The 17,991-nt window shown below is 34.0% G+C and carries 18 protein-coding genes; 8 read left to right on the top strand and 10 right to left on the bottom strand.

Annotated elements, in window-relative coordinates; genetic code table 11:
• Window positions 1-33 precede the first annotated feature (33 nt).
• From EG814_RS10245 to trmD, 3 genes are all read right to left on the bottom strand, one after another.
• On the bottom strand, window positions 34-2,253 hold the full coding sequence (locus EG814_RS10245; RefSeq protein ID WP_125721540.1) for an NADP-dependent isocitrate dehydrogenase: 2,220 nt from the start codon (window positions 2,251-2,253) through the stop codon (window positions 34-36).
• A 280-nt stretch (window positions 2,254-2,533) separates the two neighbouring features.
• Window positions 2,534-2,884 carry a 50S ribosomal protein L19 gene (gene rplS, locus EG814_RS10240; RefSeq protein WP_125721539.1) on the bottom strand — a complete coding sequence of 117 codons (351 nt, stop codon included), beginning with the start codon at window positions 2,882-2,884 and terminating at the stop codon, window positions 2,534-2,536.
• Window positions 2,885-3,138: 254 nt separating this feature from the next.
• A complete protein-coding gene (trmD, locus tag EG814_RS10235) occupies window positions 3,139-3,819 on the bottom strand; it encodes a tRNA (guanosine(37)-N1)-methyltransferase TrmD (protein WP_125721537.1) in 681 nt (226 codons plus the stop codon).
• 1,760 nt (window positions 3,820-5,579) lie between these two features.
• Between trmD and tnpA the strand changes: the two genes are divergently transcribed.
• The 7 genes from tnpA to EG814_RS10200 all read left to right on the top strand — a co-directional run bounded on the left by tnpA (window position 5,580) and on the right by EG814_RS10200 (window position 11,057).
• Window positions 5,580-6,041: an IS200/IS605 family transposase gene (tnpA, locus tag EG814_RS10230; RefSeq protein WP_125721535.1), complete on the top strand. Its 462-nt coding sequence runs from the start codon at window positions 5,580-5,582 to the stop codon at window positions 6,039-6,041.
• Between the two features lie 148 nt (window positions 6,042-6,189).
• Window positions 6,190-7,062 carry a sugar phosphate isomerase/epimerase family protein gene (locus tag EG814_RS10225; protein WP_125721533.1) on the top strand — a complete coding sequence of 291 codons (873 nt, stop codon included), beginning with the start codon at window positions 6,190-6,192 and terminating at the stop codon, window positions 7,060-7,062.
• A 9-nt stretch (window positions 7,063-7,071) separates the two neighbouring features.
• Window positions 7,072-7,944 carry an archaemetzincin gene (locus tag EG814_RS10220; RefSeq protein WP_125721531.1) on the top strand — a complete coding sequence of 291 codons (873 nt, stop codon included), beginning with the start codon at window positions 7,072-7,074 and terminating at the stop codon, window positions 7,942-7,944.
• A 6-nt stretch (window positions 7,945-7,950) separates the two neighbouring features.
• A complete protein-coding gene (locus EG814_RS10215; protein WP_125721529.1) occupies window positions 7,951-8,292 on the top strand; it encodes a cupin domain-containing protein in 342 nt (113 codons plus the stop codon).
• A 236-nt stretch (window positions 8,293-8,528) separates the two neighbouring features.
• Window positions 8,529-9,677: an MFS transporter gene (locus tag EG814_RS10210; protein WP_235830951.1), complete on the top strand. Its 1,149-nt coding sequence runs from the start codon at window positions 8,529-8,531 to the stop codon at window positions 9,675-9,677.
• Window positions 9,678-9,719: 42 nt separating this feature from the next.
• Entirely contained in the window at window positions 9,720-10,652 is a 933-nt protein-coding gene (locus EG814_RS10205) for a peptidylprolyl isomerase (RefSeq protein WP_125721525.1), read from the top strand.
• Window positions 10,653-10,742: 90 nt separating this feature from the next.
• Window positions 10,743-11,057, top strand: coding sequence for a lipoprotein (locus EG814_RS10200; protein WP_125721523.1), 315 nt, complete (start codon window positions 10,743-10,745; stop codon window positions 11,055-11,057).
• A 96-nt stretch (window positions 11,058-11,153) separates the two neighbouring features.
• On the opposite strand, the gene EG814_RS10195 is transcribed toward EG814_RS10200, so the two are convergent.
• The 3 genes from EG814_RS10195 to EG814_RS10185 all read right to left on the bottom strand — a co-directional run bounded on the left by EG814_RS10195 (window position 11,154) and on the right by EG814_RS10185 (window position 13,489).
• Entirely contained in the window at window positions 11,154-11,546 is a 393-nt protein-coding gene (locus EG814_RS10195; protein WP_125721521.1) for a GreA/GreB family elongation factor, read from the bottom strand.
• 365 nt (window positions 11,547-11,911) lie between these two features.
• Window positions 11,912-12,466 (bottom strand): thioredoxin family protein, encoded by a 555-nt coding sequence (locus EG814_RS10190; protein ID WP_125721519.1) that lies wholly within the window; start codon window positions 12,464-12,466, stop codon window positions 11,912-11,914.
• Window positions 12,467-12,595: 129 nt separating this feature from the next.
• Complete coding sequence (locus tag EG814_RS10185; protein WP_125721518.1) at window positions 12,596-13,489, bottom strand: alpha/beta fold hydrolase; 894 nt, start codon at window positions 13,487-13,489, stop codon at window positions 12,596-12,598.
• A gap of 125 nt (window positions 13,490-13,614) precedes the next feature.
• On the opposite strand from EG814_RS10185, the gene EG814_RS10180 reads away from it, so the two are divergent.
• On the top strand, window positions 13,615-13,950 hold the full coding sequence (locus EG814_RS10180) for a tRNA-binding protein (protein WP_125721516.1): 336 nt from the start codon (window positions 13,615-13,617) through the stop codon (window positions 13,948-13,950).
• A 178-nt stretch (window positions 13,951-14,128) separates the two neighbouring features.
• On the opposite strand, the gene EG814_RS10175 is transcribed toward EG814_RS10180, so the two are convergent.
• The 4 genes from EG814_RS10175 to EG814_RS10160 all read right to left on the bottom strand — a co-directional run bounded on the left by EG814_RS10175 (window position 14,129) and on the right by EG814_RS10160 (window position 17,940).
• Entirely contained in the window at window positions 14,129-14,674 is a 546-nt protein-coding gene (locus EG814_RS10175) for an RBBP9/YdeN family alpha/beta hydrolase (protein WP_125721514.1), read from the bottom strand.
• Window positions 14,675-14,697: 23 nt separating this feature from the next.
• Window positions 14,698-15,522 (bottom strand): alpha/beta hydrolase, encoded by an 825-nt coding sequence (locus EG814_RS10170; protein WP_125721512.1) that lies wholly within the window; start codon window positions 15,520-15,522, stop codon window positions 14,698-14,700.
• A 202-nt stretch (window positions 15,523-15,724) separates the two neighbouring features.
• Window positions 15,725-16,093 (bottom strand): PUR family DNA/RNA-binding protein, encoded by a 369-nt coding sequence (locus tag EG814_RS10165; protein WP_125721757.1) that lies wholly within the window; start codon window positions 16,091-16,093, stop codon window positions 15,725-15,727.
• A 68-nt stretch (window positions 16,094-16,161) separates the two neighbouring features.
• The gene (locus tag EG814_RS10160; RefSeq protein WP_125721510.1) at window positions 16,162-17,940 is read right to left on the bottom strand and encodes an ABC transporter ATP-binding protein; all 1,779 of its coding nucleotides are present in this window, start codon (window positions 17,938-17,940) and stop codon (window positions 16,162-16,164) included.
• Window positions 17,941-17,991 lie beyond the last annotated feature (51 nt).

The raw sequence follows: 17,991 nt of genomic DNA, 5'->3' as shown, positions 1-17,991 counted from the left end.
TTTTGTTTATTAGAAATACAGCTGTATTCTGAATTATTTGATTTTTGCCACAATAGCGTTGAAAGTTTCGCTTGGTCGCATTGCTTTACTTACTAACTCAGGAGTTGGCTGGTAGTAACCTCCAATAGTCTGAGCTTTACCTTGTGCCGCAATTAATTCAGCATCGATTTTAACTTCGTTAGCTTCAAATTCAGCAGCAATAGGAGTAAAGATTGCTTTTAATTCAGCATCTTTTGTTTGAGCTGCTAAAGCCTGAGCCCAGTAGAATGCTAAGTAAAAGTGAGAACCTCTGTTGTCAATCTGTCCTACTTTACGAGCTGGAGACTTATCGTTTGCTAAGAATTTATCATTAGCTTGATCTAAAGTTTCAGATAAAACAATTGATTTAGAATTGTCTAAAGTTTGTCCTAAATGCTCTAAAGAAGCGCCAAGAGCTAAAAATTCTCCTAATGAATCCCAACGTAAATATCCTTCTTCTGTAAATTGCTCAACGTGTTTAGGAGCAGAACCTCCAGCACCAGTTTCGAACAATCCACCACCATTCATTAACGGAACGATAGAAAGCATTTTAGCAGAAGTTCCTAATTCTAAGATTGGGAATAAATCTGTTAAGTAATCACGTAAAACGTTTCCTGTTACAGAAATAGTGTCTAAACCTTTAATGATTCTGTCTAAAGTAAATTCTGTAGCAGCAATTGGGTTTAAAATTCTGATATCTAAGTTAGTTGTATCGTAGTCTTTAAGGTATTTTTGAACTTTTACGATCAATTCTCTATCGTGTGCTCTGTTTTCGTCTAACCAGAAAACAGCAGGAGTACTAGACAAACGAGCTCTGTTTACGGCCAATTTAACCCAGTCTTGAATAGGAGCGTCTTTTGCTTGACACATTCTGAAAATGTCGTTAGCTTCAACGTTTTGTTCCATTAAAACAGTTCCGTTTGCATCAACCACACGAACAACTCCGTCCCCTTTCATTTGGAAAGTTTTGTCGTGAGATCCGTATTCTTCAGCTTTTTGAGCCATTAATCCAACGTTAGGAACGCTTCCCATTGTTTTAGGATCAAAAGCACCGTGTTTTTTACAGAAATCGATAGTTGCAGTATAAACTCCCGCGTAAGAACGGTCTGGAATAACAGCAAATGTATCTTGAGCTTTTCCTTCTTTGTTCCACATTTGTCCAGAAGTACGGATCATTGCTGGCATAGAAGCATCAACAATAACGTCAGAAGGAACGTGTAAGTTTGTAATTCCTTTATCAGAATTAACCATCGCCAAAGCAGGTCCGTTTGCGATTGCTTGATCAATAGTGGCTTCAACTTCTGCTTGTTCAGGTCTTCCAGCAATTTTAGCGTAGATGTCGCCTAAACCATTTCTAGTATCAACGTTTAATTCTGCGAATAAAGTTGCATATTTAGTGAAAACATCTGCAAAATATACTTCAACGATAGCGCCAAAGATAATTGGGTCAGAAACTTTCATCATTGTAGCTTTCAAGTGTACAGAAAGTAAAACTCCTGCAACTTTAGCTTCAGCGATTACATCAGCAGCAAAAGCTTTTAATTTGTTTACGCTTAAAACAGAGCTGTCAATAATTTCACCTGCTTTAAGTGGAGTACTTGCTTTAAGAACAGTTGTAGATCCGTCTTTAGCAACAAATTCGATTTTTACATCATTAGCTTCGTTTACAGTCAATGATTTTTCACTTCCGTAAAAATCACCATTAGACATAGAAGCTACTTTAGTTTTTGAGTCAGCAGACCAAGCACCCATAGAGTGTGGATTTGCTTTTGCAAAGTTTTTAACTGCTCTAGGAGCTCTACGGTCAGAGTTTCCTTCACGTAAAACTGGGTTTACAGCAGAACCTAAAACTTTTGCATATTTTGCTTTAATTTCCTTTTCAGCATCATTTTGTGGATCTTCTGGGAAATTTGGTACGTTGTATCCGTGCGATTGTAATTCAGCAATAGCCGCTTTTAATTGCGGTACAGATGCAGAAATGTTTGGTAATTTGATAATGTTTGCTTCTGGTTGTGTTGCTAATTGGCCTAATTCTGCCAATGCATCTCCAGTTTTTTGAGCATCTGTCAAAGAATCTGGGAAGTTTGAAAGAATTCTTCCAGCCAGCGAAATATCTCTGGTTTCGATTTCAATTCCAGCTGTTGCTGTAAAAGCTTGAACAATTGGTAACAAAGAGTAAGTTGCCAATAAAGGCGCCTCATCAGTTAAGGTGTAAAAAATTTTTGATTTTGTCATTTTCTTTTTTTTTTATAATCGTATCGTCAGGAGTTAACGATGTAAAAGATATATTCGGCTCAAAATGAGCGGAGCAAATATAATAAAATCGCAACGAAAACGGTTGAGTTTTGGTGAGAAAAGACGAAATTAACAGATTGTTATTTCGAGCTCGTTAAATTGCTAAATCGATGATTTTGGTATTAAAAAATTACGGTTTTCTTAGTGCTGAAATTAGGGCATAAAAAAAACTCGTTTCAAACAATATGAAACGAGTTTTTTATAACATTTAGATAAATGATTATCTTCTTTTATCTTTAATCTTAGCTTTTTTACCAGTAAGTTGTCTGAAGTAGAAAATTCTAGCTCTACGAACAGCACCTTTCTTGTTGATTTCAATTTTTTGTAAAGCTGGTAAGTTAACTGGGAAGATACGCTCGACACCAATAGCTCCAGACATTTTACGAATAGTAAAAGTTTCTGTAACACCAGAACCTCTTCTTTGAATAACAACTCCTTTAAAAAACTGAGTTCTTGTTTTTTCACCCTCTTTAATTTCGTAGAAAACAGTGATTGTGTCTCCAGCTCCGAAATCTGGGAAATCTTTTTTAGCAACGAATTCGTCTTGAACGAATTTTAATAAATCTGCCATGATAATTTAAATTATGGTTTTTATATTAGAACAACATTCACGGATCTCGCCAGAGGTTGGTCAAATTCGGGTGCAAATGTAAAAAATAATTATAAATTATGAATTATAAATTGTAATTATTTTTAAATTATTGATAGAATGTATGTTAGTACTCAGTGTTCAGCTTTGTAGTGTTCAGTTAATATTTAGTTTGCAGTTCTTAAACTTTACGAAAAAATTTTTAAACTGAACACTAAAAAACCGAACACTGAAAACTATTTTTCTTCCAGCAAATCTGGTCTTCTAGTTTTAGTATGTTCAAAAGCCATATCTTCTCGCCACTTATCAATTTTAGCAGCATGTCCGCTTGTTAAAACTTCTGGAACCTTCCATCCTTTATAATCTGCAGGTCTTGTGTAGATTGGGCCTGATAATAAATTGTCCTGAAAACTATCTGTAAGTGCTGAGGTTTCGTCACTTAAAACTCCAGGAATTAATCGAATTAAAGCATCAGATAAAACGATGGCGCCCAATTCTCCTCCAGATAAAACATAATCACCAATCGAGATTTCTTTAGTAATAAAATGATCTCTCACCCTTTGGTCAACACCTTTATAATGTCCGCATAAAATGATAATGTTTTCGTACATTGACATTTTATTAGCCATTTTTTGATTTAAAGTTTCGCCATCAGGAGACATATAAATTATTTCGTCATATTCACGTTGGCTTTTCAAATGTGTGATGCAATCGTCTATAGGCTGAATTGTCATTACCATTCCGGCACCCCCGCCAAAAGGATAATCGTCTACACTTTTCTGTCTGTTGGTGCTATAGTCACGAAGGTTGTGAAAATGCACTTCGACCAAACCTTTATCAATGGCACGTTTCATAATTGAGGCCTCAAACGGACTTCTTAATAATTCAGGTAAAAGAGTGATAATATCAATTCGCATTTTTTTCTTAAAAAATTTTTGACAAAGATACGAAGTTAAAAATGAAGATGCAGAGGTGTAGTCCCTACGGGACAAAAAAACATTTAATGTAACATTTGGCTACCGATATTTGATTCCTAGCGGAATGCCACAATTAAATATTTCGTTAAGAATCAAAATATTCCGTTTGTTTCTAACGAATTCCTATAATTAAATATTCTGTTATGGATCAAAACATCCCCTTTATTCCTAAGGGAAATCCTAATAATTAGATATTCCGTTAGGAATCAAATATCGGTAGAAAATAGACATTGCCTCCAATCATAATATCCCGTAGGGATTATACGGCAATTGATATAGTCCCTACGTGGACAAAAAAAAATCAATAAACATTATGGTGGCTACCGATATCTGATTCCTAGCGGAATGCCACAATTAAATATTTCGTTATGGATCAAAACATCCCCTTTATTCCTAAGGGAAATCCTAATAGTTAAATATTCCGTTAGGAATCAAATATCGGTAGAAAAATAGACATTGCCTCCAATCCTAATATCCCGTAGGGATTATACGGCAAATTGATATAGTTCCTACGGGGACAAAAAAAACATTCAATAAACATTATGGGCTACCGATATTTGATTCCTAGCGGAATGCGACAATTAAATATTTCGTTATGGATCAAAATATTCTGTTTGTTCCTAACGGATTCCTATAATTAAATATTCTGTTATGGATCAAAACATCCCCTTTATTCCTAAGGGAAATCCTAATAGTTAAATATTCCGTTAGGAATCAAATATCGGTAGAAAAATAGACATTGCCTCCAATCCTAATATCCCGTAGGGATTATACGGCAAATTGATATAGTCCCTACGGGGACAAAAAAACATTCGATAAACATTATGGGCTACCGATATTTGATTCCTAGCGGAATGCCACAATTAAATATTTCGTTATGGATCAAAATATTCCGTTTGTTCCTAACGGATTCCTATAATTAAATATTCTGTTATGGATCAAAATATCCCATTTATTCCTAATGGAATCCTAATAGTTAAATATTCCGTTAGGAATCAAATATCGGTAAAATAGACATTGCCTCCAATCCTAATATCCCGTAGGGATTATACGGCAAATTGATATAGTCCCTACGTGGACAAAAAAAACATTCAATAAACATTATGGGCTACCGATATTTGATTCCTAGCGGAATGCCACAATTAAATATTTCGTTATGGATCAAAATATTCTGTTTGTTCCTAACGGATTCCTATAATTAAATATTCTGTTATGGATCAAAACATCCCCTTTATTCCTAAGGGAAATCCTAATAGTTAAATATTCCGTTAGGAATCAAATATCGGTAGAAAAATAGACATTGCCTCCAATCCTAATATCCCGTAGGGATTATACGGCAAATTGATATAGTCCCTACGGGGACAAAAAAAAATCAATAAACATTATGCGGGCTACCGATATCTGATTCCTAGCGGAATGCCACAATTAAATATTTTGTTATGGATCAAAAATATTCCGTTTGTTTCTAATTCCTATAATTAAATATTCTGTTATGGGGCAAAACATCCCGTTTATTCCTACGGGAAATCCTAATAGTTAAATATTCCGTTAGGAATCACATATCGGTAGAATATAGACATTATCCCAATTCTAATATCCCGTAGGGATTAAACACACAGCAAAAAAAGAAAGAATATTCTTTCTTTTTTAATATATTTGACAATACGACCTATTCAATTAATTAATATAAAAAAACAAACATGGCCAACACATACACACAAATACACATACATTTTGTTTTCGCTGTAAAATATAGACAAGCCGCAATACACGAAAGTTGGAAAAACGAATTATATAAATATATTTCTGGAATTATTAAAAATCATAATCATAAACTTCTGGGAATAAACGGCATGGCTGACCATGTACATATATTAATCGGAATAAGACCAGCGCAATCTATATCAGATTTAATGAAGACTATCAAACAGAATTCATCGAAATGGATAAACGAAAATAAATTCACAGCAACTCATTTTGAATGGCAGGAAGGATACGGTGCCTTTTCATACAGTAAATCACAATTAAGTGCAGTTATCAATTATATAGAACTTCAGGAGCAGCATCATAAAAGAAAATCTTTTAAAGAAGAATACATTAGCTTTCTTGAAAAATTTGAAGTTGATTATGACGAAAAGTTTATTTTTAAAGAATTAATATAAATTCCAGATTCAAACAACTACCCTTTTGATTAAAGGAAAGATCTAATTGCCATTCTAAAAAAATAAAATCTTCGCAATTACAATTTAGCTAAAAACTTTAAGAATCAATTTTTATAATATATTTACTATCTGAAATTTATATCATAAAATGATTAGCAGAAGAAATTTTATAGTAACCACAGGTCTTGCCACTACAGCAGTTTTGGCTTCACCATCATTTGCATTTTCTATGAAAAATAAAGAAATAGGTTTACAATTGTATACGCTTCGTGATGAACTTACTAAAGGTGTAAAAGCAACTTTAGAAAAAGTAGCTAAAGCCGGTTATACCAATGTTGAAACATACGGTTTTTCTACCAAAGATCAGTTTTGGGGATTAACGCCTCAAGAATTAAAAAAGATTTTGGACGAAAATGGTTTAAAAGCAGTTAGCGGACATTATAATCTAGGAAGTTTTTTGTATGATGGTAACACTACAGAATTAATTGCTTCAATTGAAGCTGCGAAAGTTCTAAAAAGCGAATTTCTAACAGTTCCTTGGGTTGATGAACCTTTCAGAAGAAATATAGAAGATTATAAAAAGATTGCAGCGCGCGTAAATGAAGCTGCAAAAATGTGTGAAAAAGCAGGTTTAAAACTGGCTTATCACAATCATGATTTTGAGTTTCAAAAATACGATGGAGTTACAGGCTATGAAATTTTATTAAAGGAAACCGATAAGAATCTGGTTTATTTTGAGTTGGATTTATATTGGGTAATTCATTCAGGAAATGATCCTTTAAAACTATTTAAAGAAAATCCCGGACGCTTTAAAATGTGGCATGTAAAAGATAAAGACAAAAAGAATAACGATTTAAATACTGAAGTTGGTTCGGGGACAATAGATTTTAAACCATTTTTCGAAGCCGCAAAACAATCTGGAATGGTTCATTTTTTTGTAGAACAGGAGAATAATTTTGCGTCAAGTTCTTTTGAGTCCATACAATCGAGCTGGGATTTTATTTCGAAAAACTTAATCTAGTTATTCTTTATGAAGAAACTTCTTTTTTTGGTTTTTGTGATTTTTTTCGCTTGTAATTCTAAAAATGGCAAGAATGATTATTTTGAAAATATTTCGGAAAATGACATTAAACTCTACCCTCCTAAACCAGGTGACTGGCTGTATTCTCACAAGGAACGGGGGCAGACTTTTGAGCAGTTTCTAAATTCAAAACATTTAATCCCAACAAAAGAAAATAATATTATTTATCTCCAGCCAATAGGTCAATTTGATTCACTGCAAACCAAACAAATTAAATTGGTTGAGGAATATTTGAAAATATTTTTTCAATTGGAAACTAAAACGTTGAATAATGTTTCAAATGATATTATTCCGAAACATGCTAGAAGAATTGGTCCAGATGAAAATGAACAATTTTTGGCAGGATTTATTTTAGATAGTGTTTTGAAAAAGGAAAAACCGCAAAATGGAGTTGGATTAATGGCGTTGACCGAAGTAGATTTGTACCCTAAACCAGAATGGAGTTTTGTTTTTGGTTTGGCATCATATAGAGATAGAATTGCAGTAAGTTCAATTTATAGAATGCAGGATAAAAGTTTAAAGGGAGCTGATTTTAATTTATGTCTAGAAAGATTGCTAAAAATCTGTTCTCATGAAATTGGGCACATGTTTGGTTTACATCATTGCATTGATGCTAATTGTGTAATGAATGGGACAAATAGTTTGTCAGAAACAGATGAACACACGCTTAGATTATGTTCAAATTGTCAGAGAAAATTGAATTCAGGACTTAAATACGATAATGTTAAAAGATTGAAAGAATTAGAAAATTACTTCGAAAAAAATAATCTTGCAGATGGATTAGCATTGATGAAAAAAGACTTCGAAAAAATTAAAAAATAAAAATAAATGGCAACAAGCAAAGAATTTATAAAAGGAGACGAAATCGAATGGGAAGTAGTTGGTGAAGGAATTAAGCGTAAGATTTTGGCTTTTGACGAAAGAGTAATGCTCGTAAATGTGCATTTTGAAAAAGGAGGAATCGGGGCTTTGCACGATCATTATCATTCGCAAGTAACGTATATAGCAAGCGGAAAGTTTGATGTTACCATTAGCGGTGTAACACAAACTTTAAAAGAAGGAGATAGTTTTTACATTCCGCCAAATGCTGTTCACGGAGTAGTGTGTCTGGAAACAGGAATGCTAACAGATGTTTTCAGTCCTGCAAGAGAAGATTTTTTAAACTATTAAATTAAAAAAATAAACCATATAAGTCATATAAGAGAATTTAAGAGTTTAGTTTAAATAAACTTACATGACTTATATGGTTTATAAAAAACATTTAAATTTTCACGAAAGCTTTTTTAAATGAACTTATATGACTTATATGGTTCAAAAAACAAAATTTTATATATTTTTTAAAGTTTTGCTAAAGATTAGATTGGTATTTTTGCAGCATGAATTTATCAAAAACTAATGTACTGTTTATGGCAGTTTGCACGGGTCTTATAGTTGCAAATCTTTACTACTGCCAGCCTTTGATTGTCTTAATCGCCAACGAATTTAAAATTCCAGAAGCAAGTGCCGGAACCATAACGTATCTAACTCAGGCAGGTTATGCTATCGGACTGTTTTTTATGGTGCCGCTTGGCGATAAAATAGAACGTAAAAGGCAAATTTTAATGACCACTTTTGCTACTGTAATTGCCTTATTGATTGCAGCAACAGCCAAAAGTTTTCTTGTTTTACAGATTGCTTCTCTGCTAATCGGAATCACATCGATTGTACCACAGCTTATTTTGCCTTTGGCAGCTTCTTTGAGCGCGCCAGAACAGCGAGGAAAAGTGGTTGGAACTATCATGAGCGGACTTCTTGTCGGAATTTTGCTTTCGCGAACTTTAAGCGGTTTTATCGGTCAGGTTTTAGGTTGGAGGTCAATGTTTTATATCGCGGCCGGAATTTGCCTTTTGATCTTTTTCGTCATTCAAAGTAAATTTCCGTACAACAAACCACAATTTCAAGGAACTTATGGACAGTTAATTCAGTCGCTATTTACACTAATAAAAACACAGCCAGTTCTGCGCGAAGCAACAGCAATCAATGTTTTCAGTTTTGCTCAATTTGGAGCTTTCTGGACTACAATGGTTTTATTGCTTTCTGGAGAGCCGTTTAACTTCAATAGTGCTACAATTGGATTATTTGGAATTGTTGGTGCTTCTGGAGCTTTGGCAGCGCCTTTGGTTGGAAAACTTGGAGATAAAGGAAACTCTAGAATTGCAGTAGGCTATGGCTGTTTATTGATTTTAATAAGCTTCTTGGTTTTCTATTTTGCCATTGAAAGCGTAATTGGAATTGCAATCGGAATTGTTTTTATTGATATCGGAATTCAAGGCGTTCACATTTCAAACCAGACACGCGTTTATTCTTTATTGCCAGAAGCCAGAAACAGACTAAATACCGTATTTATGTCGCTTACCTTTTTAGGAACAGCCGCAGGATCTGCGTATGGATTATTACTTTGGAAATTAGGCGGATGGCATGCCGTAACAATTGGCTGTATGGTTTTATCTGCGCTATCGTTAACAATTTACGGACTTACTTATAAATCTAAAAAGCAGAAAGCACAAATTGATTAAAAAATTAATTTGTAAATTTGCTTTCAAATTAAAAATAACAACATGGAAAACGGAATATACGCTAAATTCAATACTAGCAAAGGTTCAATTTTAGTAAAATTGACACACGATTTGACGCCAGGAACTGTAGGAAATTTTGTTGCTCTTGCAGAAGGAAATATGGAAAACAAAGTAAAACCTCAAGGACAAAAATTCTATGACGGATTAACTTTCCACAGAGTTATTGCAGATTTCATGATTCAAGGTGGTTGCCCAAAAGGAACAGGAACAGGAGATCCAGGTTACAAATTTGATGACGAGTTTCACCCAAGTTTAAAACACGATCGTCCAGGAGTTCTTTCTATGGCAAACTCAGGGCCAGGAAGTAATGGTTCTCAGTTTTTCATTACGCATGTTCCAACTCCTTGGTTGGATAATAAACACAGTGTTTTTGGACACGTTGTAGAAGGACAAGATATTGTTGATGCTGTTGCTCAAGGTGATAACTTAGAGTCTGTTGAGATTATCAGAGTTGGTGAAGAAGCTCAAAAATGGAATGCTATTGAAGCTTTCATCGGTTTAAAAGGTGCTCGTCTAAAAAGAGAAGCAGCTTTAAAAGCAGAATCTGAAGCAAAAATGGAACAATTGGCTGCCGGTTTTGATAGAACTGAAACAGGTTTACGTTACAAAATGATTCAAAAAGGAGACGGTAAAAAAGCTGAGGCTGGAAAAACGGTTTCTGTTCACTACGAAGGATCTTTAGAAAATGGAAAAGTTTTTGATTCTTCTTACCCACGTAAAAAACCAATCGAATTCAAATTAGGAATTGGACAAGTTATTGAAGGATGGGACGAAGGTATTGCTTTATTGCAAGTTGGAGACAAAGCTCGTTTTGTAATTCCATCTGATTTAGCTTACGGACCAGCAGGTGCAGGAGGAGTTATCCCGCCAAACGCAACTTTGATTTTTGACGTTGAATTAATGGACGTAAAATAAGAATTTAGATCAATTTTAAATTGTCTTTATAAGTAATCCCATTCGCATGCCGAATGGGATTTTTTTTATATTTACTAAAAAACAAAGATGATGAAAAAATATATAATCCTAACAGGATTGGCTTTTGCTTTGGCTTCATGCGGAACAAAAAAAACGACCGCGGTTGCAGCAACTCCAGTAGCAGCTCCAGTTGAAGAAAAAGCTCCTGCGGTAGATTTAACGCCAGAATTAGCAGAAGGCAAAAACCTTTATGAAAACAGTTGTGCAAGATGTCATAAATTGTATGAGCCACAAGATTTTTCTAAAGAAGATTGGGCACCAATTCTAGTACGCATGCAGAAAAAAGCAAAATTGGATGATGTGAAAATGGCATCGATTACCAAGTATATTCATTCACAATTATAATGTGCTTAAAAACAAAAAAACTGCTCAATCGAACAGTTTTTTTGTTTTCAGATAGATATAAAAAAACACCGTCATGCAAATGAGGTGTTTAAAAATTTAGGAGTGATGTACTTCAGTATTGTCTACAGCGACAATTTTTAACGTTTTAATACCAGCAGGCAATTCCCAGTCAACCTGATCATTTTCTTTAAAACCAATAATAGCAACGCTTAGAGGTGCCAAGATTGAGATTTTAGATTGTTTTATATCTGCTTCAGAAGGCAAAACGATCTGAATTTTCATTTGTTTGCCAGCTTTTACGTCTTCGATCGTTACAAATGAATGGATGCGAATCACCGAATTTAAATCGCTTTCCTTGCTAATTACGGCACGATCTAATTCTTGTGAAAGCTGATTGGCTTCTTTTGTATTCGTTTCATTTTTATTTTTTAAAATCAATTCTCTTAAAAATTGATAATCTGCTTTGCAGAAAGTGGGTATTGGTTTCATATCTATCTGAATTTTATTGTTATACTAATTTATATGCGAATGTTTGTAAAAAAGCTGATGCGAAGCTTTTAATATTGTTTTTGAAATCTTTAAAATGGCGAAAAACAAAAAAATATCTGACCAATTTGATTTTGTCAAATAAATAAAATGTTTAAAATCTGGTAAAATCCTCCGTCAAAAAGAAGAAAAAGTGAAGTAGACGGAGGCCTAAAAAATAAAGGCCTTATTATGCGAAATAATTACAGCAAGAAGCGGTTTTGCTATGCAAAACGGCTTTATAGAGGCTGTAGATGGTATTATATTTCTCATAAAGATGACTAAACTGAGGGGCAAAGATACAAAATCTTTTTAAAATTAATGCGTAATTACTTCCATTTTATGCCACAGCCTAAACTTGGTTTCTGCGGTTCTTTTAAACTTCTGTTGTAAATCAAGGCATCGATAGCGCCTCTAAGATCGCTTCCGCTAAGTGGAATTCCGTTGCCAGGTCTTGAATCGTCTAGCTGGCCACGGTAAAACAATTTGTCTTGACTATCAAATAAATAGAAATCTGGCGTACAAGCCGCTTGATAAGCTTTGGCAGTTTCTTGGCTTTCATCATATAAATAAGGAAAATCGATTTTATTTTCCATAGCGAAATCGGTCATCAATTCTGGACCATCTTGAGGATATTTTACAGCATCATTGCTAGAAATCGCAATTACGCCAAGGCCTTGCACACGGTAATCATTGGCAATCATTACAATTTCTGTAATAACATGATGCACAAACGGACAATGATTGCAGATAAACATCACCAAAGTGCCTTTAGAACCTTTTAAATCTTCAAAAGAAAAAGTATGATTTGAATTGGTATCTTTTAGATAAAATTCAGGAGCAATTGTTCCTAGTGGAAGCATTGTTGATTCTGTTCGTGCCATTTTATTTCAAATTTGATTCTCAAAAATAGCTTTAAAAATCTGTAAATAAAAGAGCACAACAATAAAAATATCCAAAGAAGCAGTTAGCTATATTAGCTTGCTTCTTTGGATATTTTTTTATTTTATTTTTTACGAATTCAGAAATTGCAATAAATCCTCATTCAGTTTTTCTCTGTCGGTATAAAATAAGCCGTGTGGCGCTCCTTCGTATTCGATGTAAGTGTTGTTTGCTATTGATTTTGCTGCTTTTCTAGAAGTAAGATCAATAGGTACGATTTTATCGTCGTCTCCATGAATAATTAGAGTTGGAACCTTTATAAAATCCAATTCATCTCTAAAATCTGTAAAAGAGAATGATTCGGCACATTTTAAAGTGGCACGAGGAGAGGCTGCAGAGCATAAAGCTCTATAGTATTCCAATAAAGGAGTGCTTAAAGGTTTATTGATGATATTAACGCCAAAAAATGTTTTTCCGAAATTATCTATAAATCCGATTCGATCTTCTTTAAGCGCAGTTGCTGTATTTTCACTTTTCTCTTTTGGATGTCCATCAGGATTATCGTGTGTTTTTAAAAGAAAAGGAATGATTGAAGAAATTAGAGCAATTTTAGTAACATTTTTTCCGCCATGACGGCTAAAATAACGAACAACTTCGCCACCACCCATTGAGAATCCGACAAGTGTTACGTCTGTTAATTCCAATTGTTCGATAATTTCTTGAAGATCATCTGTCAAAGTATCATAATCGTAACCATCCCAAGGTTGAGACGATTTACCAAATCCGCGACGGTCGTAGGCAATTACGCGGAAATTGTTTTGTACTAAATGATCTATTTGATATTCCCACATTTCATTAGAAAGTGGCCAACCGTGAATCAAAATCACCGGTTTTCCCTGACCGTAATCTTTTACATATAGTCTTACATTTTGCGCGACCTCTATGTATTTATCAGTATGAACCTGTTTTAAGTTAGATTCAAAATCTTTAATTGACATGCATGCATTTGGTTCAGTATGTTCCATGTTTATATCTTTTTACGTTAGTTTAATCCTTTCTCTAGTAAAATTAGATTGTAAGTAAAACAAATGGGTTATAGAATTAGGCGCATTAATTACAAAATTTATAGGTTTGTAATAAAAGAATAAATATGGATTTGACTTGGAATGAATTTGAGCGAACCGACATGCGTATCGGAACCATTATAGAAGTAAATGATTTTCCCGAAGCCAGAAAACCAGCCTTTCAGCTGACAATTGATTTTGGTTCTGAAATAGGTATCAGAAAATCTTCGGCACAAATAACCAAAAGATATCAAAAGGAAGATTTAGTAAATCGTCAGATTGTGGCGGTTGTCAATTTCCCGAAAAAACAAATTGGAAAATTTATGAGTGAATGTTTGGTTCTCGGAGCTGTAGGCGAGGAGGGAGATGTAATTTTATTAGCTCCCGATTTTAAAATAGAAAATGGATTGAGGATTGGGTAGGTTTTAGTGATCAGTGTTCAGTTTTTTAGTGGTCAGTCTTTGGTTGATTGCTAGTTTTGAATAGAATTGTCACCCTGAGCGATCCCGAAGCTTCGGGAGAAGGGCGTTCCTATTGGAATGGGCTTTGACTCCGCTCACCCTGACAACTGATCACTAAAAATCTGACCACTGAATACTCTTAATTTATTTTAGAAAGAAACTCACGTAATATCTCCTGTCCTTCTTCCCAGTATTTCAAATCAGAATCGGAATTGATGTGACCTTGTTTTCCGACATTAACAAAATCGCTTCCCCATTTTTCTGCGAAGTATTTTTTTCTTTCGAATGCAGCATAAGGATCATTTTCACTTGCTACCACAACCGATGGAAAAGGTAATTTGTAAATTGGCATTGGCGAAAAATTTCTCGTGCATTCTGGTGTATGTTCCGGTGAATCGACATCTGCAGGCGCAACCAAAAAGGCACCAATAATGTTTGGATTATTGTATTTTTCTGCCCAATGCAAAACCAATGAAACGGCTAAGCTATGCGCTACCAAAACCGTTGGTTTATCTAATTTTGAAATATAGTCGTTTAATCTTTCAAGCCATTCTGCACGAATAGGTTCATCCCAATTATCTTGCACAACTCGAATTGAATTTTCGAATTTTTTGTGCCAAAAGGTCTGCCAGTGTTTATCTCCAGAATCTCCAAGTCCTGGTATAATTAATAATTGTGTCTCCATTGCCGTGGATTTTTATTTAGTGATTATTTTTTACGTTCTTTTAAAATTCGGTTGACCTCATTAACCAAAAGCGGAAAAGCAGGTTCTGTCATTCCGTGATTGTAGCCGTCTAATTCATAAAGTTTGGTTTGCGTATGTCCAACCAGTTTCATCATTCTAGCCATGTATGCGTTTTCTTCATAACGGCCCAACATTTCCAGTTCACGATCTCCTGTAATTAACAATACTGGCGGAACATCTGCACGAACGTGATATAAAGGAGCAAATTCGTCAATTGTTGGCTGTTTCTCTGGAATTCCATTTTCTCTTCTAATCTCAAAATGGGTAATGCATTGACTGCTAAATGGGATAAGTCCTGCAATTGAGTTGGCGTCGATGTTTTCTTTCTGAAGCCATTTTTTGTCTAAACCAATCATCAAACTTAAATAAGCTCCCGCTGAATGTCCAGAAACAAAAATCTGAGATTTATCACCACCATAATTCGTGATGTTATTAAAAGCCCAAGCAACCGCCGCCGCCGCATCTTCAATACATTTTGCCGCTTTTACTTTTGGAGAAAGTCTGTAGTTTACGCCAATAATAGCAAAACCTTTATTTTTTAACGCTTCCGGAATTTCTTTGCTTCCGCCAGTTAATCCGCCGCCGTGAAACCAAACGATTGTTGCGAATCCGGTTTTATTTTTAGGATAATAAATATCTAAAACACATCTTTCGCTAATGTATTTGTCTGATTTATTTACTGATGCATTATAATATTGAACATTATTTTTTGTTTCATATTCTGTAGGTTGTGCCGAAAGAGAAATTCCGAAGAAAAGGAAGCTTAAAAGAAGAATTAATTTTTTCATTTTTTATGATGTTATAAGTTGTGAGTTAAGAGTTATAATTTAAGGGTTATAAGTAAGAGTTTATTAATTGTCAAGTGTTAAAGTTAAAGCAGTTTAAGCAACTTTATATTTAACTACTGACTCATAACTTCTAACCTCTAAACTAAAAAAAAGTCCAAAATGCAGAACAAATTGGACTCTTATTATATGTAGATGATTTTGATTAAATATCGTCAAAATCAATATCTGTAAAACTAGATCTTTGGGTTTCAGCCTTTTCAGAGCTGTATTCTTTTTTAAAATCTTTTTGGTGTCTTTCAGAAATAACTTCTTCTCCTTTGTGGTTTAAAACATAAGAAGTCATTTCTTCTAATATTTCGGAGAAAGCACTAAAATCTTCTTTATATAAGTAGATTTTGTGTTTTTTGAAGTGAAAAGAACCATCTTCCTCAGTAAATTTTTTGCTTTCGGTAATAGTAATGTAATAATCATCAGCTTTGGTAGCTCTCACATCAAAGAAATAAGTTCTTCTTCCTGCTCGTAATACTTTAGAAAAAATCTCTTCTTTTTCTAACATGTCATTTTCTCTCATAATACGTTCTATCATTTTTGGAATTAATAGTACTCAAAAATCATAAAAAATTATCTATTACGCAACAATTAAAGTAATTCTTTTTCCGAAAGTTGTTTTAAATATAACGCTGCATAATAACCTTCTTGATTTATTAATTGATTATGAGAGCCTTGTTGAATTATACGGCCGTCTTCGAGTATGATGATTTTGTCTGCGTTCTTGGCAGATGAAACTCGATGACTTACAATTATGGTTGTTTTATCTTTAGAAATTTCAAATAAATTATTCAAAATCATTTCTTCGGTTTCGGTATCCACGGCAGACAAACAATCGTCAAAAAGTAGAATTGCAGGATTTTTTATAATCGCTCTTGCAATCGAAACACGCTGTTTTTGTCCTCCAGAAAGGGTAATTCCTCTTTCTCCTAAAATGGTGTCATATTGTTTGTTAAAGGCGATAATGTTATCATGAACAACGGCATTTTTGGCTGCTTCTATTACCTCTTCATCAGTCGCATTTTGATTTCCGAATTTGATATTATTTTTAATGGTGTCAGAAAACAAGAAAGCATCCTGAGGAACGATTCCGATAGTATTTCGAAGATCATTTAGGTTTAAAGTACTGATTTCGTTTTCGTCAATTTTAACTTCACCATCCGTTACATCGTACAATCTTGAAATCAAAGAAAGAATGGTCGACTTTCCAGAACCTGTTTTTCCTAAAATGGCTAATGTTTCTCCTTTTTTTACGGTAAAAGAAACATTCTTCAACGCTTCAATATTGGTGTCTTGATAAGTAAAAGAAACATTGTCGAAAGTGATGTTTCCTTGAATTTCTGATGGATTTTCGTTGTTGTTTTTGATTTCTGGCTCAATTTTCAAAAATTCGTTCAAACGTTTTTGAGAAGCTTCTGCTTCCTGAACCATCGACGAAACCCATCCTAAAGAAGCAACTGGCCAAGTCAGCATGTTTACATATAAAATAAACTCGGCAATAGTTCCGATATTCGGAATACTTCCATTAATGTACATAACGCCTCCAAAATAAATCACAACCAAATTACTGATTCCGATAAGGGCAATCATCAGAGGGCCAAATAAAGACTGAACTCTTGCCAGACTTAAACTTTTGCGTTTGCTTTCTTCTGCAAGATCGACCATGTTGTTTTGATGCTGATTTTCTAATGAATACGCTTTAATAACGCGAATTCCTGAAAAGATTTCCTGAGTAAAACTCGAAACTTTAGAAAGATATTGCTGGAAAGTGGTGCTTCGTTTGTTAATTTCTGAACTTAATTTGAAAATGCAATACGAAAGAATAGGCAATGGTAATATAGTATATAAGGTAAGAAGTGGTGACACATTATACATATATAATATAACGATCGCAAAACGAATAAATGTATTTATAGTATACATTACCGCTGGCCCAACATACATACGAACTTTTGAAACGTCTTCGCTAATACGATTCATTAAATCTCCAGTTCTGTTTTGTTTGTAGAAATTCTGTGAAAGTTTTTCATATTGCGCAAAAACTTCATTTTTTAAATCAAATTCGATATGGCGTGACATAACGATTAAAGTCTGACGCATTAAAAACGTCAAAAATCCAGCGACAATCGTCGTTCCGATGATAAGTAGTACATTATGAATAAGATCCTGGCGGAACGCAGCGATCACAACTTCAGACTTTTGATCAGTAGGAGAGAGTTTGTCAAAATTTTCAATCGCGTTTAAAGACTTACTAATAAGTTTTGGAGTGAAAAGAGAAAATATTTGTGCGATAATGGTGATTAAAATGCCTAACGAAAAACTATATTTATATTTGACGAAATATTTATTTAAATAGCTTAATTCTTTCATTTTTTTAAGAAATCTGATATTGAATTGATTTGTATTTAAGAATTATTATTA

Origin of the sequence: Flavobacterium ustbae (genome assembly GCF_003946915.1) — a bacterium.
Classification (GTDB): Bacteria; Bacteroidota; Bacteroidia; order Flavobacteriales; family Flavobacteriaceae; genus Flavobacterium; species Flavobacterium ustbae.
Note: the sequence above shows the minus strand (reverse complement) of the source record. Positions and strands in the feature narration are given on the sequence as shown.